Below are 20,960 nucleotides of genomic sequence, written 5' to 3' on the forward strand. Positions count from 1 at the left end.
CCCCGAAGCGCCCCCAGAGTCTGCGACGCCCCCAGAGCCTGCGACGCCCCCAGAGCCTGCGATGCCTTCAGAGCCTGCAACACCCGACTCGCCCGGCGGCACGGACACGTCGAGCACGCCGGTACAGCCGTGGGACGAACCGACCGGGGTGATCCCGGTGGTCGGCGGGCCCGGCACACCGCCGCCGCGTTCGGACACCGGCGCCCCGGCACCCGAACCGGGGTCCGAAGCCATGACGGACAAGATCCACCGCACATCCGGGCAGCCGGCCGAGCCGGTCACGCCACCCCCGGCGATGCCTCCGGCGACCGCGTCGATGCCCCCGGCCTCGCCCCCACCCGCTTCGCCCCCACCCCCTTCGCCACCGCCCGGCGGTAACCCGGAACACGGCGGGGAGCAGCCGGGCGGCCCGAGGTCGAATCCGTCCAATCGCACCATCGCACTGGTCCTCGGTGGGATCGTCGCGGTTCTTGCGTTGCTGTACGGCGTAGATCTGGCCCTCAGCTCCGGCAAGGTGCCGCGCGGCGTGACGGTTGCCGGTATCGAGATCGGTGGTGAACCCGTCGACGAGGCCGAAGCGATACTGCGCGACGAACTCGGTGCTCGCCTGAACGCGCCCGTCGCCGTCGCCGCCGGCGACACCAGCGGTGAGATCGTGCCGTCGCAAGCGGGACTCGACGTGGACTGGGATGCCACGCTCGGTCGTGTCGGCTCTCAGCCGCTCAACCCCTTCACCCGGGTCGGATCGTTCTTCGGCAACGACGAGATCGGTGTCGTGTCCACCCGCGACGATGCCGCACTGGCCGGCGCGATCACCCGGGTCACCGCCGCGGCCGCCTACGAGCCTCGCGAAGGCAACATCGTGTTCGAAGCGGGCACGCCGGTGCCGGTCACGCCGCAACCCGGGCAACGCGTCGACCTCGCGGGAGCAGTCGATGTGTTCGCCGAACGCTGGCCGTTCGGCGACGTGTCGCTCCCGGTCGAAAGTGTCGACGTGACGGTCACCCGCGAGGGACTCGATCGGGCACTGGCCGAGGTCGCGGTACCGGCCGTGTCGGCGGACGTCACCGTGCGCGGCAACGACGGGACGGTCGCGACCCTGGCGCGCGAGCAGGTCGGCGCCGTGTTGTCGTTCGTTCCGGACGGCTCGGGTGGTCTCGAACCGCAGTACCACCCCGAGGCTGCGATCGAAATCCTGCGTCCGCAGCTCGCCGCGACCGAGACGGAACCGAAGAACGCGCAGATCGTGCTCCAGGGCGGTCGACCGACCGTGGTGCCCGGGGTGAGGGGCGAACTGGTCGACTGGGATCCGACGCTGGCGCCGCTCCCTCAGCTGCTGTCGGCGAGCGGAGAACGTTCCGTGGACGCGATCTATCGGTCGGCGGACCCGGAGCTCACCACCGAAGCTGCCGAGAAGCTCGGCATCCGCGAGGTCATCGGGGAGTTCACGAGTGGCGGCTTCGAATACGCGTCGGGTGTCAACATCAGGCTCGCCGCCTCCGAGATCAACGGTGCGCTGGTGAAGCCGGGCGAGACGTTCTCACTGAACGGCTACACCGGTCCGCGTGGCACCGCCCAGGGTTATGTGGAGTCGGGCATCATCGACGCCGGTCGCCCCGGCAAGGCAGTGGGCGGCGGCATCAGCCAGCTCGCGACAACGCTGTACAACGCGTCGTATTTCGCGGGGATGGAGGATGTCGAGCACACCGAGCACAGCTACTACATCTCCCGTTACCCCGCGGCGCGTGAGGCGACCGTGTTCGAGGGCGCGATCGACCTGAAGTTCCGCAACCCGTTCGAGACGGGCGTGCTGATCCAGGCCATCGGCACGAACTCGGACATCACCGTTCGGATCTGGGGCACCAAGACGGTCGACGTGCAGTCGATCACGGGGCAGCGCACCGCGTTCACGTCGCCGAACACCATCACGCTTCCCGCGGGAGAAGGTTGCATCCCGTCGAGCGGCGCGCAGGGATTCACCGTCAGCGATACCCGCATCGTGACGGACGCCCGAACCGGAGCGCAGATTTCCAACACCACCCGCACGGTCCGGTACGACCCGGTCCCGATCGTGAAGTGTGTGAGCCCGGAACCTGCACCCCGCGACAACGACGCACCTGCCGACGCGCCCGGACCGGCGGAAGGACCGGACGCGCCGCCGGTGCCGGAGGACACCGAGCCCGGCGCCGCGGCACCCGAGGACGAACCGGTCGCGGAGGCGGTTCCCGCAGTGAACCCGGTGCCGTCCGTATCCACCGACGAGGAACCGTAGCTCGATTGCTTTCGGAACGATTGTCGGGCAGAGTGTTTCGACACGGCCTGCGGCGGCGCGGGGGTCTGTCTCGCTGAGCGGGACTGCCCACTGGGGGTGCAACCGCCCTCATAGGCTCCGCCGCATGACCACATTCACCAGCATCGACGCCCATGTGAGCGCGCTGCTCGAGAACCAGCAGCGACTGTTCCGCACGCAACGGACGAGTTCCGCCGAGGAGCGCAAAGCACGGATCCAGCGGGTGATCGACATGCTCGTCGCCCGCCAGGACGAGATCGTCGACGCGATCGACGCCGACTTCGGCGGCCGCCACCCGGGATATTCGACCGTCAACGACGTGCTCGGCTCCCTGACCGCGCTGAAGTACGCACGCGATCACGTCGACGAGTGGATCGGGTCGGAGCAGCGTTCGGTGTTTTCTCCGTACGACCAGCTCGGCGCGACCGCGGAGGTGCAGTACCAGCCCAAGGGTTCGGTGGCGATCATCGGGACGTGGAACGCTCCGGTGTTCACGCTTCTGAGTCCGCTCGCGGGTGTGCTGGCGGCCGGCAACCGGGCGGTGCTCAAGCCGTCCGAGTTCGTCCCGCGCACTGCCCAGGTGCTGGCCGCGGCGGCAGCGGAATACCTCGATCCCGCCGACGTCGCCGTCGTCACGGGTGGCCCGGACATCGCGCAGGCTCTGACGTCCCTGCCGTTCGACCACATCGTGTTCACCGGAAGCCAGGCTGCGGGACGCTCGGTGCTCACCAACGCGGCTGCCAATCTCGTGCCCGTCACCCTCGAACTCGGAGGCAAGTCGCCGGTGGTCGTCGGGCGTTCCGCCGACCTGGACACCGCGGCGTTCCGGATCGCGGTCGGGAAGTCCACCAACGGCGGCCAGATCTGTGTCGGCCCCGACACGGTGTACGTCCCGTCGGAGAAGCTCGAGTCGTTCGTCGCGTCGCTGAGCGGCACCTACCGCGAATTGCACCCCACTGTCGCGGGGAATCCGGATGCCACGGCCATCGTCGCCGATCGGCATGTGGCACGGATCGACGGCTACATCGACGAGGCACAGCAGTTGGGCGTGCGCGTCGAGACCGTTCCGTCCGAGCCGATCGACACGACGGAACGTCGTCGTCCGCTGCGAATCGTGGTCGATCCTCCGAAGTCGGCCGCGATCTCGCAGGAAGAGATCTTCGGGCCCGCGATGGTGATCCGGACCTACGACGACATCGCCGACGTCCTCGCCGAGATCAACTCCGGTCCGAAGCCGCTGGCACTGTACTACTTCGGGAACGACGCGGACGAGCAGCGCGTCGTGGTCGAGGGCACGACGTCCGGTGGTGTCACGATCAACGAGGTGATGATGCATCCGGGCATGCTCGACGCACCATTCGGCGGCATCGGCGCATCCGGTATGGGGCACTACAACGGTCGCGAGGGATTCCTCGAATTCAGCCACGCCCGAACGGTATTCACGGCACCGGAGTACGACCCTCGTCGCGAGTGGGGAATGCTGCCGCCGTACGCCGACGGATACCGCGCCGCGATGACCGCACAGGTCGCACCCTGATCCGGCACGCCCCGATCCGCCGCTGTCACCCCCTCACCATTCGCAGAACCCCAGGAGAAAACCGATGAGAACCCGCGGCGCGATCATCCGCCAGGCACCCGGCACATACGAGATCGCCGAACTCGAGTTGGACGAACCGCGCCGCGGCGAGTTGACGGTCAGGATGGTGGCGGCCGGGCTGTGCCATTCCGACGACCACATCGCGACCGGCGACCACGCCGTCGGCAGTTACCCGATCTGTGGTGGCCACGAGGGCGCCGGCGTCGTCGTGCAGGTGGGGCCGGAGACGCACGGCTGGAGTGAGGGCGACCATGTCGTGTTCTCTTTCCTCGCCGCGTGTGGACGGTGCCGCTGGTGCGCCAAGGGTCTGCAGAATCTTTGCGACCGCGGCGCGGCCATCATGACCGGCAGCCGGCCCGACGACCCGACGAGCTTCCGGTTGAGCCTCGACGGAGTGCCGGTCGCGCAGACGTGCGGCCTGTCGACGTTCAGTGAATACACGACCGTCAGTGTCGACTCGGCGATCAAGGTCGACAAGGACCTGCCGCTCGACAAGCTGTGCCTGCTCGGGTGCGGCGTCGGTACGGGCTGGGGTGCGGCGGTCAACTCCGCCGAGGTGTATCCCGGGCACACGGTCATCGTTCAGGGGATCGGCGGAATCGGGATCAACGCCGTCCAGGGCGCCGCGCACGCCGGGGCCGCGCACATCATCGCGGTCGATCCCGTGCCGTTCAAGCGGGAGAGCGCACTGGCCTTCGGCGCCACCCACGCCGTCGCGGACATGGCCGAGGCCACAGAGATCGCGCGTTCGTTCACGAACGGTCAGGGTGCCGATTCGGCGATCGTCACGGTGGGTGTCACGACCGGTGAGCACATCGCCGAGGCGTTCTCGTCGATCCGGAAGGCGGGTACCTGCGTGGTCACCGGTCTCGGAAAGATGACCGATTTCGGAATCCCGATCAGTGCAATGGAATTGACGTTGTACCAGAAGCGACTCCAGGGATCGTTGTTCGGTGCGTTCGCTCCGACCGCCGATATTCCGTGGATGATCGACCTCTACACCTCGGGCAGGTTGAAGCTCGACGAGCTGATCACCTCCACCTACAAGCTCGACGACATCGCCCAGGGCTTCACCGACATGCACGCGGGACTGAACTTGCGCGGGGTCGTCCTCTTCTGACGGTCCGCTCGGCAACAGCAACGACAGGGCCCGCACCGGGACGAACCGGTGCGGGCCCTGTCGTTGCTGCGGTGATCCCTCAGGATCGTGCCGCGATCAGAACGCGGCTTCGTCGATCTCCATGATGTCGAGGTCGACGTTGGTGACGATGTGGCGCGAGGTGGTCAGCTCCGGAAGCACGTTCTTCGCGAAGAAGGACGCCGCAGCGACCTTGCCCTCGTAGAAGGCCTTGTCCTTCGCGTCCGGGCCGGCGTCGAGAGCGGTGAGCGCGATCTCGGCGTGCTCGAGCAGCAACCAGCCGATCATCAGATCGCCGAACGATTCGAGGAACCGGACGGAACCGAGGCCCACCTTGTACAGCTCGGTGGGGTGTTCCTGCGCGCCCATGAGGAACTGCGTCAGCGACGCCACCATCGCCTGGACGTCCTCGAGGGCGGTGCCCAGCAGGGCACGCTCGGACTTGAGACGCTCGTCGGCCTTGTCGGAGTCGAGGAACTTCTTGACCTGGCCGGCGACGTGCGCCAGGGCGACGCCCCGGTCGCGGGCGATCTTGCGGAAGAAGAAGTCCTGCGCCTGGATCGCGGTGGTGCCCTCGTACAGCGAGTCGATCTTCGCGTCACGGATGTACTGCTCGATCGGGTAGTCCTGCAGGAAGCCGGAACCGCCGAAGGTCTGCAGCGCATCGGTCAGGTACTCGTAGGCGCGCTCGGATCCGCAACCCTTGACGACCGGCAGCAGCAGGTCGTTGATGCGGTGCGCGAGGTCGGCGTCCGCGCCGGAGACCTGCTCGGCGACGGTGTCGTCCTGGTGCGCGGCGGTGTACAGGTACACGGCGCGCAGTCCCTCGGAGTATGCCTTCTGCATTGCGAGGGACCGGCGGACGTCCGGGTGGTGCATGATCGACACGCGCGGGGCGGTCTTGTCGGACATCTGGGTCAGGTCGGCGCCCTGGATGCGTTCCTTCGCGTAGTCGAGCGCGTTGAGGTAGCCGGTGGACAGCGTGGCGATGGCCTTGGTGCCGACCATCATGCGAGCGTGCTCGATGACGTCGAACATCTGCGCGATGCCGTTGTGTACTTCACCGACGAGCCAGCCCTTCGCGGGAACCCCGTGGCCACCGAAGGTGAGCTCGCAGGTCGCAGAGGCCTTGAGGCCCATCTTGTGCTCGACGTTGGTGACGAAGACGCCGTTGCGCTCGCCCATCTCGTTCTTCTCGAAGTCGAAGTGGAACTTCGGGACGAAGAACAGCGAGAGGCCCTTGGTGCCGGGGCCGGCTCCTTCGGGGCGAGCCAGGACGAGGTGGAAGATGTTCTCGAACAGGTCGTCGGAGTCGGCGGAGGTGATGAAGCGCTTGACGCCTTCGATGTGCCACGAGCCGTCGTCCTGCTTGACGGCCTTGGTGCGACCGGCTCCGACGTCGGAGCCGGCATCGGGCTCGGTGAGGACCATGGTGGCGCCCCAGCCGCGCTCGACGCAGGTGGTGGCCCACTTCTTCTGCTCGTCGGTACCGTTCTTGAACAGCACACCGGCGAAGCCCGGGCCTGCCGCGTACATGAAGGCGGCGGGTTGCGCACCGAGCATCATCTCGTTGACGGCCCACAGCAGGGTCTGCGGCGACTCGGTGCCGCCGATCTCCTCGGGGATGCCCATGGACCAGTAGCCGGCGTCCCACCATGCGCGGAACGACTTCTTGAAGCCCTCCGGGATCGAGACGGAGTGCGTCTCGGGATCGAACACAGGAGGGGTGCGGTCGGTTTCTGCGAATGCTTCGGCAGCCGGCCCCTCGGCCAGGGCTTTGACCTCGGAGAGGATGCCGCGCGCGGTCTCCTCGTCGAGATCGCCGAATTTGCCGGCTTCGAGGACCTTCTGAATCTGCAGGAACTCGAACAGGTTGAACTCGAGGTCGCGGAGGTTGCTCTTGTAGTGGCCCATGTCTGTACGTCTCTCCCGGTGCGGTGCGGTCCGTCGCTGATATTCAAGTACCGCCCAAGTCATTACTCGTCGGTAACATCTCTATGTTACTCGCCGGGCAACTAACTGCCAAGGCCCATTTTCCTGGCTACGACGAGGGCGTCGATCGCCGTTCCGGATTGCGTTTCGCGGTATCGCCGTTCGGCCACGAGAATTTCCAGACGGTTTCCTATTTCCTCGACGATATCCGTTGGCGTGTAAAGAATCTCGGGATCGGTCGGACCGCCGACCCCCTCGCTCGGATTCGACGAATCATGGCCGAGAAATATGAGGGTTCCGTCAGGTTTCAAAGAATTGACCGCATTGTCGATCAGCGTGCGGCGCTGTGGCGCAGGAAAGTGCAGGAATATGGAGAGAACCAGATCATAACTACCGTCGAAAGCATCCTGGGTCACATCGGCCTGCAGGTAGCGTAGGCGGTCGCGGGAGCGTTTCGGAGCCTGCGCTGCCACCGCGCGCGCCTTGTCGAGCGCGGCGCCGGAGAAGTCGACGCCGTCGACTTCCCAGCCGCGCGTCGCGAGCCACAGCGAGTGCCGGCCCTCACCGCAACCGAGGTCCAGAGCCCGCCCGTGAGGTAGCGATGCCGTGAACTCCACCACTACCGGGTTGGGCGGCGCACCCCACACCAACTCCGACGATGCGTACCTTTTGTCCCACTCGTGTGCATCCATATCGGCACGGTAGCCCGCATCGGCCCCATGGGTCCCAAAGGTGAAACAAGTTCTACACATGGGGTGTGATGTGACATTATCGTGACCCGCGATACCGTGTCCTGAGGTCTTAGGCGGTGCACTGGCCAAAAGGTGCGCCCGAAGTAGAGGAGTTCGCCTGATGGGTGCACAGATTGCCGTTCCTGCGCCGCTGCGGAACAGTGCGCTGCTCGGACTGGGCGTGCACCGCCCCGAGCGCGTCGTCACCAATGAAGAGATCTGCGAGCTGATCGACTCGAGTGACGAGTGGATCCAGTCGCGCTCCGGCATCAAGGAGCGACGCTTCGCCAAGCAGCACCCCGAAGAGTCGATCGTCGACATGTCGACCAGCGCCGCCGAGCGGGCACTCGCCGCCGCCGGACTCACCGGCGAGCAGATCGACACGGTCATCGTGGCGACCTCCACCTACCCCTTCCAGACCCCGCAGTCCGCTGCGCTCGTCGCCGACCGACTGGGCACCGAGGGCGCCGCGGCGCTCGACATCGCGGCCGGATGCGCGGGCTTCTGCTATGCGCTGGGTGTCGCGTCCGATCTGGTGCGTGCCGGTACCGCCCACCACGTGCTCGTGATCGGTGTCGAGCGCATGAGCGACACCACCGAGCCCACCGACCGCTCCGTGCGGTTCATCTTCGGTGACGGCGCCGGTGCCGTGGTCGTGGGAGCCTCCGACGAGGTCGGAATCGGCCCGACCGTTTGGGGTTCGGACGGTGCGCAGGGCGGGGCGATCCGCCAGGAACCCGACTGGGTCGAATTCGCGAACAACCCGGACCAGAAGCGGCCGTGGATCATCATGGAGGGCACCGCCGTCTTCCGCTGGGCAGCGTTCGAGATGAGCAAGTTCGCACGTCAGATCGCCGAGCAGGCCGGCGTGGCCCTCGAGGACCTCGACGCATTCGTCCCGCACCAGGCCAACCTGCGCATCAACGACGTCATCGTCCGTCAGCTCGAACTGCCCGACACGGTCGCAGTCGCCGACGACATCATCGAGACCGGCAACACCTCCGCCGCCTCCATCCCGCTGGCAATGGAGAAGATGCTGCGCACCGGCCAGGTGCAGCCCGGCGCCACCGCGCTTCTCCTCGCGTTCGGCGCCGGCCTGTCCTACGCAGGCCAGGTTGTGAAGATGCCGCAGCTGGCGCAGTAGCCCTGTAGATGGCGCGTGCGAAGAAGCCATCGATCCCTCGGTGGCTGTGGATCTTGTGCTTCATTGTGGTCTCGGTGGCCGTGATCGTCCTCGAGCCACTCGACTCGGAGGGGCCGGGTGCCGTCACCATCGACGGCGGCCCGGCGACACCGGCCCTCGAAGGGCTCGCGGCGCTCGCCGTCCGCGAGGCCGCGTCCCAGAACGGTTACGAGCGGGAACTGTTCGGTTCGGCGTGGACCGATTCCGTCACGGTCGAGTTCGGCCGCAACGGCTGCGATACCCGCAACGACATCCTCAAACGGGATCTGAACCACATCTCACTCGAGCCGGCGACGAAGGACTGCACAGTCCGCACCGGCACCCTCCAGGATCCGTACACCGGCACCGAAATCTTCTTCCGCCGCGGCTCCGACACCTCCGCCCAGGTGCAGATCGACCACGTCGTCGCACTGTCCGATGCCTGGAAGAAGGGTGCGCAGCAGCTCGACGAACAGCAGCGGCGCAACCTCGCCAACGATCCGCGGAACCTGCTGGCCGTCCACGGCCCCACCAACCAGTCCAAGGGCGACTCCGACGCCGCCGAGTGGCTGCCTCCCAACGCCGCGTATCACTGCCAATACGTGTCGCGCCAGGTGGAGGTCAAGACCGTTTACGAGTTGTGGGTGACTCCCGCCGAGCGCGACGCGATGGCGCGGGTATTGGCTGCCTGCTGAGCTCCGGGAACCGTGAGGGCCCGGGTTCTAGCGCGACGGTGAGTCGATCCGCCGTGCGTACCGGTTGCGTGCAAGATCGTACGACCTGCGCAGCAGTTCGCGGACGACTCCCTCGGTGCGTTCCGCGGGGTTCACGACGGCGAGCCAGCCCAGGGTCCCGTACACCGGATGCGCCATCAGGGTGTCGGTCGCGCTCGCGTCTTCGCCCTCCGCTGCGGGATCCCGTGGAGCGCGGCCGACCCGGGCGAGGAATTCGTCCTTCCCGGCGGCGATGTTCACGCGGAAGGTGTCCGGCCGGTCCAGTCGCGAGGACTCGTCACCCGGGTAGTTCTTGGTCACGATCGTGGCGAACGGCTGTGTCGTCGTGGGTACCGCACCGTCCGGTGCGTAGTAGATGAACGTGTCGCCCCAAGCGATATCGGGGGAGCCGTCACCGGGCTCCGGCCTCAGGAGCAGGACGCCGTCGAGGTCGCGCACGAAGTCGATGATCTCGTCTCGAGTCATGCCTGACAGCTTCCCATCAACCGAGCAGCGCGTCGACGATGTCCTCCTCCGATACGAGCACGTGGGCCGCGGCCGGGCCGAGCGGCACGAAACTGTCACGGGCGGTCAATCTGTGGATCCGCCCGGGATAACCGGCGTCGACCAGCGCCGCGACCACCGCGTCCGAGACTCCGCCGCCGCGCCGGGTCTCGTCCACGACGAGCACCCGCGGAAACCTCCGGGCAGTATCGACGAGTTCGATGGTGGGTAGCGGCGCGAGCCACTGCAGGTCGAGCACGGTCGTTGCCGTCGACGCGGCCCGTCGCGCGGCGCGCAGGCTCATCCGGACCCCGTTGCCGAACGTCACCACCAGCACGTCGTCGCCGGTGCCGTAGGTGGCCACCGACCCGGGCTGCAGCGCCACCGTCTGTGGACGCTGGGCCCACAACCCGTCGCCGTCGTCGACCAGGTCGCGCTGGTGATACAGGGCGATGGGCTCGAGGAACACGCACACCCGCCCTTCGGTGTGGGCCAGCGCGACGCACGTGCGCAACAGTGCCCCGGCGCTCGCGGGATTCGACGGTACGGCCAGCAGCAGTCCCGGAATGTCGCGTAGCACCGCGACCGAGTTGTCGTTGTGGAAATGTCCGCCGAACCCGCGCTGGTAGGGCAGGCCCGCGATCCGCACCACCATGGGATTGCGGTAGTTACCGTCGGAGAAGAATTTCAGGCTCGCAGCCTCGCCCCGGAGCTGGTCTTCGGCGTTGTGCAGGTAGGCCAGGTACTGGATTTCCGGAATGGGCAGCATCCCCGCGACCGCGAACCCCAGCGCGGTGCCCAGCACCGTCTGCTCGTCGAGCAGGGTGTCGAACACCCGCAGCCGCCCGAAGCGCTCCTGCAATCCGCGCGTGACTCCGTAGACGCCGCCCTTGAGCGCCACGTCCTGTCCGAACACGCACGCATGCGGTAGATCTTCGAGGATGTGCCCGAGTGCCCGATTCACGGCCTGAGCCAGCGTCAACGGTTCCGCGGGTTGTGGGTGGGGATCGTCGGCCACGCGGTGGCGGGCACGGCCGTGGAGCGGGCGCATCACCTCCGCGGCCGATCTCAGTCGTGGAGGGTGCCGGAGGTCGTCGACCACCGCGCCCACTTCGGCGCGCACCGTCTCGTACCGGTCGAGCACCTCGTCGGCCGTGAACGTGCCGCGCGCGACGAGTTCGGTTGCCGTGCCGATCAGGGGGTCGCGAGCGTAGTCGGCGGTGATCTCGTCGTGGGTGCGGTACGCACTCTCGACATCGGAGCCGGCATGGCCGAGAAACCGCACCGTGTGCAGGTGCAGGATCGTGGGGATGCGGGAGGTTCGGACCTCGTCGACGACCTCGGATGTGGTGGTCAGCGTCGCGACCGGGTCGGCGCCGTCCACGGCGCGATAGCCGATTCCCGGATACGACGAGAGTGAGCGCTCCACCCACCCGGCCGGGCTGGGCACGCTGATCCCGAAATCATTGTCCTCGCAGACGAATACCAGCGGCAGGGGAATTCCACGATGCGCGAGATAGGCGGCCGCGTTGAGTGCGCCCACCGCGGTCGAGTGATTGGCGGACGCGTCACCGAAACTGCACACCACCACCGCGTCGAACGGCCATACGCATTCGAGGCCGAGCTTTTGCATCCGTGCCAGGGCCAGCGCGAGGCCCACCGCGCGCGGCAGTTGGGACGCGATCGTCGACGTCTGCGGCAGGATGCTCAGCCGCGCGTTGCCGAACACCTTGTGCCGTCCCGCGGAGATCGGGTCGAGAGTCGACGCCGCGCACCCGGCGAGCACGTCCCTGATCGGAGTGCTGCCGGGTGCGAGTGAGGCGCGCGCCGCGTAGAACCCGCCCGAACGATAATGCAGCAGAGCGGGATCCGTGATGCGGGTGAGCAATCCGAGGGCGGCGTCGGACTCGTGCCCGGCAGAGGCGATCGTGTAGAACCCGCCGCCGCGGCGTTGCAGTTCGCGGGCCGCGTAGTCGAGGTGACGCGACTGCAGCTGGGCATCGAAATACCGCACGAGCAGGTCGTCGCTCACCCGCGGATCCGCTGTCCGGTGGGGAAGTGAGCGGACAGCGGTGGCGAAGTGGTCGTCGAGTTGCTCGGACCTCATATCCTCCGTTCTACGCCCCTTTGTTCCCTGCCGTGGTCACCGTGGGCGTAGGTCGATCGGCTGTCCGTCTTCCGGGAACGGCAGCGATGTGAAATTCAGGGGCGCGACATAGCTCGCCGGCACGTCCCACCGGTAGCGCAGCAGGAGGTGATGCAGCACGGTCTTGATCTCGGCGCCCGAGAAATGCATGCCGAGACAGCGGTGCGCGCCGCCTCCGAACGGTGCCCACGCATATTTGTGCACGCGATCCTCACGACGCTCCGGGGAGAACCGGCCCGGATCGAAATGCTCGGGGTCGGGCCACAATTCGGCCATGTGATGGCTGTAGTGCAACCCGATATTGACGAGTGTGCCCTTCGGGACGAAATGGCCGAGAATCTCGGTGTCGGCGACGGCGCGCCGCACGATGCCCGGGACCGGGGTGACGAGCCGCTGGCATTCCTTGATGACGAGGTCCAGTGAGGTGAGCTGGTCGAGTTGTTCGTAACTCGGAGTGGTGGTGCCGAGCGCGTCGGATTCGTCGCGGCAGGTCTGCTGCCATTCCGGGAACTGCCCGAGATACTGCAGGGCGGTGGACAGCGTGATCGTCGAGGTGTCGTGTGCGGCCATCATCAGGAAGATCATGTGGTTGACGACGTCGTCGTCGGAGAACCGTTCGCCTTCCTCGGATTCGACGTGGCACAGCACGGAGAAGATGTCGTCGCCGTTGCCGGCCCGCCGAGCGGGAAGATAGCGCCGGAAGAACTGCTCGAGGCGTTTGCGGCCCTGCACGCCGCGGCGCCAGCGGGTGCCCGGCAGCGGGTAGCGCACGATCGCGGTCGCGGCCTGCACACATCCGATGAACGCGTGGTTGACGTCGTCCATCTCTTTCGTCGACGAGCCCTCGGCGCCGCCCATGAAAATCGACGTAGCGAGTCCGAGCGTGAGTTCCTTGATCGCCGGGTACGCCTGGAAACCCGCACGCGGAACCCAGCCGTCGAGGGTGGACTCGATGGCGGGATGCATTGCCTCGGTGTAGCGGATGAGCCGGTCGCGGGTGAACGCCTGCGACATGATCCGACGATGCGCGGTGTGTTCGTCGCCGTCGAGCAGCATCAGCCCGCGGTCGAAGAACGGTCCGATCAGGGTTCGCCAGCCGGGGCCGTTGACGAGCGCGCGGTCGCGGTTCTGCAGCGCGGCGCCTACCGCGTCGGGGCCGACGAGAACCACCCACGGGTTCCCGGCGAACCGGAACCACGACACCGGGCCGTGCTGCCGGTACCGCTGGTCGTAGGCCTTGAGTGGGTCGCGCAGGTAATCGAGTGCGTAGCCGACGTACGGCAGTCCGTTGTCGCCGGGAACCGCGGTGAGACCGGGTGGTGCAGGTGCCAGCATCTTCGTCACGGAAGTCTCCACAGGTCGCATCTGTCATTACATGTTGTCAGATCGACTGTAACCCGCATCACAACATGTGGAGGCCTGATGTGCGCACTCAGTTACCCGCGGGCGGCTCGTCGATCCGCAGCATCGCGCCGAGCGGGTCGGCGATGGTCGCGATCCGTCCGTAGGGCGAGTCCTGCGGGGCTTCCACGACCGACCCGCCGAGTCTCGTCGCCGCTTCCACGGTGGCATCGGCATTCCCCACGCCGATGTAGAACTGCCAGAACGACGGCACGCCCTCGGGAAGGAATCGAGCGGCGTCCATGACGCCCGCGACGGGACTTCCGTCGATGGTGGCCGTCGAGTACCGGAAGTCGTCGGTGTCTGCTTCCGTCGTGTAGTCCCACTCGAACACGTTGCGGTAGAAATCGAGGGCGGCCGGGAAGTTTCGCGACATCGTCTCGAACCACACGGGCGCGCCGGGCTCGTCCTGGTAGGCGAAACCGGCGTGCTGGTCGGGTTGCCACAACCCGACGACAGCACCGGCAGGATCGGCGAGAAGAGCGAGCGTGCCCTGGTCGCCGACCTGCATCGCGGGCAGCATTACCTGACCGCCGGCGGCCGCGGCCTTACCGGCAGTCGCGGAGGCGTCGTCGGAGGCGATGTACACCGTCCACAGGTTGCCGTAGGGATTGCCTTCCTGTTGTGGACCGAGGCCCGCCACAGGTTTTCCGTGCAGAGTGAAGGTGACGTAGCCGCCGTATTGCGGGTCGCCACCGTCTTCGGCTCCCCAGCCGAAGAGTTCGGTGTAGAAGGGGATGATCCGTTGCGGATCGGAACTCGTGAGGTCGGTCCACACGGGAGTGCCGGTCCGGTACGTGGCTTCGGGCATGAGCTTCTCCGTTCGCCGGTGCAGCTGATGGTGGTCGGTACCGAGCCCGATTATGTACGTGACCACCGACACATGACATGCTGTCGCGCATGGTCGATGTCGAACGTCCGAAACTCGAGGGCACAGTTGCCGTCCGGGACGGTCGTCGGCTGGGATTCGCCGAGTTCGGGTCCGCGCAGGGTCGTGCGGTGTTCTGGCTGCACGGCACCCCGGGCGGACGCCGTCAGATTCCGATCGAGGCCCGGGCCTTCGCAGAACGCCGGAACGTCCGGCTGATCGGCCTCGACCGGCCGGGAATCGGTTCGTCGACGCCTCACGTGTACGAAAACGTCCTCACGTTCGCCGACGACCTGCAGATCGTCGCCGACACGCTCGGTGTCGATCGGATGGCCGTCGTCGGACTCTCCGGCGGCGGCCCCTACACGCTCGGCGCGGCGTACGCGATGCCCGAACGTGTCGTTGCGGCCGGGGTGCTCGGTGGTGTCGCCCCGATCGTGGGTCCGGACGCGATCGAAGGCGGACTGCTGAAGCTCGGCGCGCTGGCCGCGCCCCTGCTCGCGGTCGCCGGCGTACCGATCGGCGCAGCCACCACCGCGGCGATCCGTGTCGTACGCCCGTTCGCCTCGCCGATCATCGACCTCTACGGCCGGCTGTCACCCGAGGCCGACCGCCGCCTGCTCGCTCGCCCCGAGTTCAAGGCGATGTTCCTCGACGACCTGCTCAACGGCAGTCGCAAACAGATGGCCGCACCGTTCGCCGATGTCGTCGTCTTCGCCCGCGACTGGGGATTCCGTGTCCCGGATGTGAAGGTCCCGGTGCGGTGGTGGCACGGCGACACCGACCACATCATCCCGTTCGAGCACGGGCTGCACATGGTGGATCTGCTGCCCGATGCGGAGTTCCATCATCTTCCCGGCGAGAGCCACCTCGGGGGTCTCGGAGCGTCGGAGGAGATTCTCACCACCCTGCTCGGCCTGTGGGACGACGCCGAACGCACCAGGTGACAGATCGGCTACCGCGACCGGTCGAGCAGTTCGAGCACCGCGCGCAGTGCCGCCGCGTCGACCTGTCCGGGCGCCGACGCCGCGCCCACCGTCCCGAACGTCGCGGCCGACCCGAACACCTGACCGCCCAGGCGTGAGATCACTCCGAGGGCACCCATCGACATGGTGATCAACGGTCGCGTCGCGTACTGCTCGTGCATGATGCGGGTCGCGTCGAGGAGGGTCAGCACATCGGCGGCCGAGCGCGGCATGACGGCGATCTTGCAGATGTCGGCGCCGAGATCCTGCATCGCCCGCAGCCGCGACACGATCTCGTCGCGGTCCGGCGTGCCGTCGAAGTCGTGGTTCGACGCGACCACCGCCACCCCGCCGGTGTGCGCTGCCGCGATGATGCGCTGCACCACTTCGGGGTCGCGGCGGTATTCGACATCGACGAGGTCGACGGCCCCGGATTCGGTGAGTGCGACGTTCAGGTCGGCGTAGGTCCGGTCGTCGATCACCGCCTGGCCGCCTTCGTGCGCGGTCCGGCACGTCGCGAGCAGCGGGGTGCCGTCGAGTTGCCGGGCGAGACCGTGTGCCTGCGCGGCGACGGACGCGTGGTCGTCGAGTTCGTCGAAGAAGTCGACTCGCCACTCGACGATGTCGGCGGGCCCACCGGTGAGGGCGCCGACCTGCGTATGGAGGTCGTCGGGGGTGCGGCCGGTGAGAGGCACGATGATTTTGGAAGAACCCTCACCGATCACCACGTCTTTGATGTGGACCGGCGCGATCGTTCCGTCACCCATGGCCGACTCCCGTGTTCGATGCGTGTACTGACCCGCTATTCGATCACAGGCCGGACTCGCGCGATGTCGCGCTCGACTCGACGGACTCGGCCAGCGGTTCGGGCGACTGTTCGTCGGGCCGGACCGCCTCGCCACGCGCGATCATGCCGGCCTGGTCGGAGAGCGGGATCTCCTTGATGAACCACGCGAGCAGGAACGCGATGATCAGGAACGGGATCAGGTACCAGAACACCGGGGCCAGTGAGTCGGCGTAGGCGTCGATGATGCCCTGTTGGACGGGCTCGGGCAGCGTCTTCATCACGGCGGGGTCGAGTGTGGCCGTGGCCTGCCCGGCCTGTTCGGGGCCGGCGCCGGCCGAGGTGAACACCTCGGTGAGGTTCTCGGCCAGCCGGTTGGTGAAGATGGTGCCGAAGATCGCGACACCGAGCGCGCCGCCCACTTCGCGGAAATAGTTGTTGGCGCTGGTGGCGGTGCCGATCTCGTCGGCGGGTACGGCGTTCTGCACGATGAGGATGACGACCTGCATGATGAGGCCGAGACCGAGGCCGAACACGAACAGCATCGAGCAGATCACCCACAGGGGAGTGCTGCCGTCGAGGGTGGTCAGCCACAGCATGCCGAGCGCGGTGATGGCGGCGCCGACGATGGGGTAGGCCTTGTAGCGCTGTGTTCTGGTGATGGCGAGACCGGAGCCGATGGAGGTGATCATCAGGCCGGCCATCATGGGCAGCAGCAGCAGCCCGGAGACGGCGGCGGAGGTGCCCGACGACATCTGCAGGAAGGTCGGCATGAAGGCGAGAGCCGCGAACATGCCGAGGCCGAGCACGAAGCCGATGGCCGTGGCGTTGACGAAGATCGAGTTGCGGAACAGCGACAGCGGAATGATCGGGTCCTGCGCCCGCGATTCGATGAGCACGAACAGGCACGCCGCGATGACCAGACCGGCACCGAACATCCAGGTGAGCGGGTCGCTCCAGCCGCGGTCGGCGCTGCCGCCGAAGTCGGTGAAGAAGATCAGGCATGTGGTGGCCACCGAGAGGGCGACGATGCCGGGGATGTCGATACGCTTCGTCGGCTTCTTCGACGGCAGGGTCAGCATGAACCACGAGACGAGGAACGCGATGATGCCGATCGGGATGTTGATGTAGAAGCACCACTCCCACGACAGGTGGTCGACGAAGAATCCGCCGAGCAGCGGGCCGCCGACGGCGGCGAGACCGAAGATCGCGCCGAGCGGGCCCATGTACTTGCCGCGCTCGCTGGCGGGGACGATGTCGGCGATGATCGCCTGCGAGAGGATCATCAGGCCTCCGCCGCCGAGACCCTGGATGGCGCGGAACACCACGAAGGTCCAGAAGTCGTCGGTGAACGCGCAGCCCACCGAGGCGAGCGTGAAGATGCCGATGGCGATGAGGAACAGCTGCCGACGGCCGAAGATGTCGCCGAACTTGCCGTAGACGGGCATGACGATGGTGGTGGCGAGCAGGTAGGCGGTGGTGATCCAGGCCTGGTGTTCGACACCGCCGAGCTGGCCCACGATGGTGGGCATGGCGGTCGAGACGATCGTCTGGTCCAGGCTGGCCAGCAGCATCCCGGCGATCAGCGCGGAGAAGATGATCCAGATGCGCCGCTGCGTGAGAACCAGTGGTTCTGCGGTGGTGGTCACGGGTTTCCTGTCGGGTCGGTGAGGTCGAGACGTTGTCCGAGAAGCTGCTGAGCGAAGGCGATGTTGCGTTGCAGCAGGTGCTCGAACGAGCTGTGGTTGTCGTCGTCGAAGAACTCGTCGACGGTGCTGAACACGAGTCCGACGACAAGTCTCACGACGACGCGCGGAAACGGATGATCCGGGGGAAGGCCTTCCCGCTGCGCGATGAGCCGCGCGAAATCACGCTGTTGTGTTTCGCCCGCGGCAACGAGCCGGGCGAGCAGGTGGGGTTCGCTGCGGACGATGTCGCGGTAGAGCTGATGTCCCCGGCAGGTGAAGTCGTGGCGTCGGCTGCGGGTGACGATCAGGTGCGTGATGTCGCTGAGCAGGGTGGGTGACGGACGGTCGTGGTGTCCGGCTCCGCGGGCGATGAAGTCGACCTTCTGCTCTTCGGTGAAGAAGTCGTCCGAGTGGCCCACCACCGCGTCTTCTTTGGTGGGGAAGTAGTTGAAGAAGGTGCGCCGCGAGATGCCGACCTGCTCGCACAGCTCCTCGACGGTGAAACCGGCCAGGCCGCGTTCGGCGGTGAGAGCCCGGGCGTGGGCGACGAGTGCGTCGCGGGTGCGTTGCATGCGTTTGCTTCGCATGCCGCTCCCCGGTGTCGCGGCCTCATTCTGCACGGCGTGCATCGTTGCACTTTCGTGCTGATGGTGCAAAATCGCTAGTCGGTCAGCCAGGGTCGCACCGGCGGCTTCACCCACATGATCTTCTCGTCCGTGTCGGTGCGGATCGCTGCCGGATGGTCGGGATGCCGGCTCGCCCACTCGGTCTTCTCGTCCAGCAGCGCCGCCACGAGTTGCCAGGTCTCGTCCGTGCGTGGTGGATGCGCATCCGCTGCCCGCGCGAGCCGCCTGCGGTAGTTGTCGGTCATCGCCAGGAGCTCGGCGCCGGTGATTCCCCGGTTCCACGCGTATCGGGCGAGCGCGACCGCTTTTTCGCGGCGGTTCTTCTCGGCTCGGTCGGTGTGGGCGAAGTCGGCTTCGCTCATCTACAGTCCTCTCGCTCGGCCGCTGCCGGCGCTACGCTAGGGCAAGCGTAGCGCCAGGAGCCGGAAGGGACGAAGCATGCCCACGGTGAGCGAGTTTCCCGAAGGAACACCGGAAAGTGTTGCAGCGCAAGCATCCGGACCGTCGCGTGTGCCGGAGTTCGATCCCACGATGGGCATCGCGCTGACGCTCGAACGCACAGGTGACCCGCCGCACCGTTTCGTCGCGATCGGCGACTCGCTGCTCCAGGGTTTCCAGAGCGGTGCCATCTACCAGACCGACGTGGCGGTGCCGGCGATCATCGCCCACGAACTCGGTGAGCTGCGCACCTTCCGGTATCCCCGCTACGGCGGGCCCGGCGGGTTGCCGCTGAACATCGAACTGCTGCTGCGCCGGCTCGAGGGGCACTACGGTTCCGGCATCGGGCCGCTGGAGATGCCGCCCGCCCTGTTCACCGTCCGCGGCTTCATGGACGAGGTCGAGGACTACTGGGAACGTGGCCCGGGCGCCCATCCGCCGACCGTCGCGGGTTACCACCACAACTTGTCGTGCTACGGCTGGGATCTTCGCGATGCCCTGAGCAAGACCGCGGCACTGTGCGAGGCCGCCGTCCAGACCCCCACCGACAACCTCGTCGACCAGCTCGTTCAGAACAACGGCGACCGCGCTGCGCTGCGTGTCTACCCGCACTGGGCGGCGCGGCAACGGGAGATGACCCTCTTCGACGCCGCGGCCGCGCTCGGCGACGACCACGACGACAACACCGACAACGGCATCGAAACGCTCGTGGTGTTCCTCGGAGCCAACAACGCGCTGCGCACCGTCACAGAACTCCGGGTGGCGTGGAGCGGGCCGGACTTCCAGGATCTCGACCGCAAACACGACTATACGATCTGGACCCCCGAACATTTCGACACCGAGTTCGCGGAAGTCGTCGAGCGGGTGCGGCGGATCAACGCCCGGCACGTCGTGTTGTGCACCATCCCGCACGTCACGATCGCCCCGATCGCCCGTGGGCTGGGAACGAAGGCTGGCTCTCCGTACTTCCCGTATTACACGCGTCCCTGGATCGACGAGCAGCGCTTCGACGCGACGCGGGACGAGCACATCACCGGCGCGCAGGCCCGGGTGGTCGATGCCGCCATCGACCTGTTCAACATCACCATCGGCCGGGCCGTGTCCGAGGCCCGAGGCGACGGACGCGACTGGTACCTGCTCGATGTCGCGGGCATACTCGAGCGGTTCGCGCGCCGCCGCTACATCGAGGACGTGCAGGCACGCCCCGCATGGTGGACTCCGTACCCGCTGCCACCCGCACTGGCAGGGCTCGATCCCGTCCCGGACACCCGGTTCCTCACCGCCGACGGTCGCGGCGGCCGGGCGACCGGTGGCATCTTCTCCCTCGACGGCGTGCATCCCACCACCGTCGCCTACGGCGTGCTCGCCCAGGAGATCATCGACATCATGGTCCGTGCCGGCGTCGAATTCCGGCACTCCAACGGCACACCGCGACAGGGGCCGGTCGCCGTGGACTTCGACCGGCTCCTGCGCCGCGACACCCTGATCCGGACACCTCCGCAGAACATCGACGGTGCGCTGTCGATACTCGGGTGGACCGACGAGATCCTCGATCTCTTCCGGATCACCCTCAATATCCGGTTGTGACTCAGGTCAGGTTCACGACGTGTGCGTGCGTGGCGACCGCGTCCTGCAGCTTCTTCCGCGACAGGCTCCGCGGCCCGCATGCGCATCCGCCCGGGATCGCATCGTCTTCGAATTGTGTGGCTTCGAGAGTGTCCACGAATTGTGAGTCGAGTTTGTCGCCGTGGTGACCGACCGCCTCGCGGTCGCGGTTGCCACGCCCGCCCGGTCCGCTCGCGGTTACCACCACGGTGCCCGCGGAAGTCTTGTAGACGGCAGCGACGGTGTGGCTCGCGGGACACCGCACCTTCAGTACCGCCTGCTCGGTCCGTTGCGGGCCGAGTTCCTTCACTGCGGCGAGCGCGATCCGGCGGCGTTCGGTGGGAGGCGTTGTGGCAATATCCATCCTCCTAT

18 protein-coding genes are annotated in these 20,960 nt (G+C 67.0%); 7 read left to right on the plus strand and 11 right to left on the minus strand.

The features are described from left to right. From Q8814_RS11535 to Q8814_RS11545, 3 genes are all read left to right on the plus strand, one after another. A partial coding sequence (locus tag Q8814_RS11535) for a VanW family protein (RefSeq protein ID WP_408015886.1) occupies window positions 1-2,272 on the plus strand: 2,272 nt, incomplete at its 5' end. Between the two features lie 124 nt (window positions 2,273-2,396). Next, entirely contained in the window at window positions 2,397-3,827 is a 1,431-nt protein-coding gene (locus Q8814_RS11540; RefSeq protein WP_330152156.1) for an aldehyde dehydrogenase family protein, read from the plus strand. 64 nt (window positions 3,828-3,891) lie between these two features. After that, window positions 3,892-5,007 (plus strand): NDMA-dependent alcohol dehydrogenase, encoded by a 1,116-nt coding sequence (locus Q8814_RS11545; protein WP_330152157.1) that lies wholly within the window; start codon window positions 3,892-3,894, stop codon window positions 5,005-5,007. A gap of 96 nt (window positions 5,008-5,103) precedes the next feature. On the opposite strand, the gene Q8814_RS11550 is transcribed toward Q8814_RS11545, so the two are convergent. Together Q8814_RS11550 and Q8814_RS11555 are read right to left on the minus strand one after the other, a co-directional pair. Next, window positions 5,104-6,939 (minus strand): acyl-CoA dehydrogenase, encoded by a 1,836-nt coding sequence (locus tag Q8814_RS11550; RefSeq protein ID WP_330152158.1) that lies wholly within the window; start codon window positions 6,937-6,939, stop codon window positions 5,104-5,106. A 101-nt stretch (window positions 6,940-7,040) separates the two neighbouring features. After that, window positions 7,041-7,649: a class I SAM-dependent methyltransferase gene (locus tag Q8814_RS11555; RefSeq protein WP_330152159.1), complete on the minus strand. Its 609-nt coding sequence runs from the start codon at window positions 7,647-7,649 to the stop codon at window positions 7,041-7,043. Window positions 7,650-7,809: 160 nt separating this feature from the next. Here Q8814_RS11555 and Q8814_RS11560 point away from each other — a divergent pair, with 160 nt between their 5' ends. Both Q8814_RS11560 and Q8814_RS11565 read left to right on the plus strand, forming a co-directional pair. Next, a complete protein-coding gene (locus tag Q8814_RS11560) occupies window positions 7,810-8,832 on the plus strand; it encodes a beta-ketoacyl-ACP synthase III (protein WP_330152160.1) in 1,023 nt (340 codons plus the stop codon). An 8-nt stretch (window positions 8,833-8,840) separates the two neighbouring features. Continuing rightward, window positions 8,841-9,545 carry an HNH endonuclease family protein gene (locus tag Q8814_RS11565; RefSeq protein ID WP_330152161.1) on the plus strand — a complete coding sequence of 235 codons (705 nt, stop codon included), beginning with the start codon at window positions 8,841-8,843 and terminating at the stop codon, window positions 9,543-9,545. Window positions 9,546-9,572: 27 nt separating this feature from the next. Here Q8814_RS11565 and Q8814_RS11570 read toward each other — a convergent pair whose 3' ends face one another. From Q8814_RS11570 to Q8814_RS11585, 4 genes are all read right to left on the minus strand, one after another. Continuing rightward, window positions 9,573-10,049: a DUF6194 family protein gene (locus Q8814_RS11570; protein WP_330152162.1), complete on the minus strand. Its 477-nt coding sequence runs from the start codon at window positions 10,047-10,049 to the stop codon at window positions 9,573-9,575. A 16-nt stretch (window positions 10,050-10,065) separates the two neighbouring features. Next, window positions 10,066-12,174, minus strand: coding sequence for a thiamine pyrophosphate-dependent enzyme (locus Q8814_RS11575; protein WP_330152163.1), 2,109 nt, complete (start codon window positions 12,172-12,174; stop codon window positions 10,066-10,068). Between the two features lie 36 nt (window positions 12,175-12,210). Continuing rightward, a complete protein-coding gene (locus tag Q8814_RS11580; RefSeq protein ID WP_330152164.1) occupies window positions 12,211-13,557 on the minus strand; it encodes a cytochrome P450 in 1,347 nt (448 codons plus the stop codon). Window positions 13,558-13,645: 88 nt separating this feature from the next. Further along, on the minus strand, window positions 13,646-14,425 hold the full coding sequence (locus tag Q8814_RS11585) for a VOC family protein (protein WP_330152165.1): 780 nt from the start codon (window positions 14,423-14,425) through the stop codon (window positions 13,646-13,648). 89 nt (window positions 14,426-14,514) lie between these two features. Between Q8814_RS11585 and Q8814_RS11590 the strand changes: the two genes are divergently transcribed. Then, window positions 14,515-15,429, plus strand: a complete 915-nt coding sequence (locus Q8814_RS11590) for an alpha/beta fold hydrolase (RefSeq protein ID WP_330152166.1) — start codon at window positions 14,515-14,517, stop codon at window positions 15,427-15,429. Between the two features lie 8 nt (window positions 15,430-15,437). Here the strand turns inward: Q8814_RS11590 and aroD are convergent, their stop codons facing one another. The 4 genes from aroD to Q8814_RS11610 form a co-directional block, all read right to left on the minus strand. Further along, window positions 15,438-16,214 carry a type I 3-dehydroquinate dehydratase gene (aroD, locus tag Q8814_RS11595; protein WP_330152167.1) on the minus strand — a complete coding sequence of 259 codons (777 nt, stop codon included), beginning with the start codon at window positions 16,212-16,214 and terminating at the stop codon, window positions 15,438-15,440. A 43-nt stretch (window positions 16,215-16,257) separates the two neighbouring features. Then, entirely contained in the window at window positions 16,258-17,880 is a 1,623-nt protein-coding gene (locus Q8814_RS11600; protein ID WP_330152168.1) for an MDR family MFS transporter, read from the minus strand. Further along, window positions 17,877-18,506, minus strand: coding sequence for a TetR/AcrR family transcriptional regulator (locus Q8814_RS11605; protein ID WP_330152169.1), 630 nt, complete (start codon window positions 18,504-18,506; stop codon window positions 17,877-17,879). The genes Q8814_RS11600 and Q8814_RS11605 overlap by 4 nt, the downstream gene beginning before the upstream one ends. A gap of 74 nt (window positions 18,507-18,580) precedes the next feature. Continuing rightward, window positions 18,581-18,907: a hypothetical protein gene (locus tag Q8814_RS11610; RefSeq protein WP_330152170.1), complete on the minus strand. Its 327-nt coding sequence runs from the start codon at window positions 18,905-18,907 to the stop codon at window positions 18,581-18,583. Between the two features lie 76 nt (window positions 18,908-18,983). On the opposite strand from Q8814_RS11610, the gene Q8814_RS11615 reads away from it, so the two are divergent. Then, window positions 18,984-20,570 carry a hypothetical protein gene (locus Q8814_RS11615; RefSeq protein ID WP_330152171.1) on the plus strand — a complete coding sequence of 529 codons (1,587 nt, stop codon included), beginning with the start codon at window positions 18,984-18,986 and terminating at the stop codon, window positions 20,568-20,570. 1 nt (window position 20,571) lies between these two features. On the opposite strand, the gene Q8814_RS11620 is transcribed toward Q8814_RS11615, so the two are convergent. Beyond that, window positions 20,572-20,952, minus strand: a complete 381-nt coding sequence (locus Q8814_RS11620) for a hypothetical protein (RefSeq protein ID WP_330152172.1) — start codon at window positions 20,950-20,952, stop codon at window positions 20,572-20,574. Window positions 20,953-20,960 lie beyond the last annotated feature (8 nt).

It is taken from the genome of Rhodococcus chondri (assembly GCF_036327435.1).
Classification (GTDB): domain Bacteria; phylum Actinomycetota; class Actinomycetes; order Mycobacteriales; family Mycobacteriaceae; genus Rhodococcus; species Rhodococcus chondri.

Coding starts and splice junctions, on each gene's coding strand:
- Q8814_RS11540 (WP_330152156.1), top strand. CDS start 2,397: ATGACCACATTCACCAGCATCGACGCCCATGTGAGCGCGCTGCTCGAG.
- Q8814_RS11545 (WP_330152157.1), top strand. CDS start 3,892: ATGAGAACCCGCGGCGCGATCATCCGCCAGGCACCCGGCACATACGAG.
- Q8814_RS11550 (WP_330152158.1), bottom strand. CDS start 6,939: ATGGGCCACTACAAGAGCAACCTCCGCGACCTCGAGTTCAACCTGTTC.
- Q8814_RS11555 (WP_330152159.1), bottom strand. CDS start 7,649: ATGGATGCACACGAGTGGGACAAAAGGTACGCATCGTCGGAGTTGGTG.
- Q8814_RS11560 (WP_330152160.1), top strand. CDS start 7,810: ATGGGTGCACAGATTGCCGTTCCTGCGCCGCTGCGGAACAGTGCGCTG.
- Q8814_RS11565 (WP_330152161.1), top strand. CDS start 8,841: ATGGCGCGTGCGAAGAAGCCATCGATCCCTCGGTGGCTGTGGATCTTG.
- Q8814_RS11570 (WP_330152162.1), bottom strand. CDS start 10,049: ATGACTCGAGACGAGATCATCGACTTCGTGCGCGACCTCGACGGCGTC.
- Q8814_RS11575 (WP_330152163.1), bottom strand. CDS start 12,174: ATGAGGTCCGAGCAACTCGACGACCACTTCGCCACCGCTGTCCGCTCA.
- Q8814_RS11585 (WP_330152165.1), bottom strand. CDS start 14,425: ATGCCCGAAGCCACGTACCGGACCGGCACTCCCGTGTGGACCGACCTC.
- Q8814_RS11590 (WP_330152166.1), top strand. CDS start 14,515: ATGGTCGATGTCGAACGTCCGAAACTCGAGGGCACAGTTGCCGTCCGG.
- aroD (WP_330152167.1), bottom strand. CDS start 16,214: ATGGGTGACGGAACGATCGCGCCGGTCCACATCAAAGACGTGGTGATC.
- Q8814_RS11605 (WP_330152169.1), bottom strand. CDS start 18,506: ATGCGAAGCAAACGCATGCAACGCACCCGCGACGCACTCGTCGCCCAC.
- Q8814_RS11610 (WP_330152170.1), bottom strand. CDS start 18,907: ATGAGCGAAGCCGACTTCGCCCACACCGACCGAGCCGAGAAGAACCGC.
- Q8814_RS11615 (WP_330152171.1), top strand. CDS start 18,984: ATGCCCACGGTGAGCGAGTTTCCCGAAGGAACACCGGAAAGTGTTGCA.
- Q8814_RS11620 (WP_330152172.1), bottom strand. CDS start 20,952: ATGGATATTGCCACAACGCCTCCCACCGAACGCCGCCGGATCGCGCTC.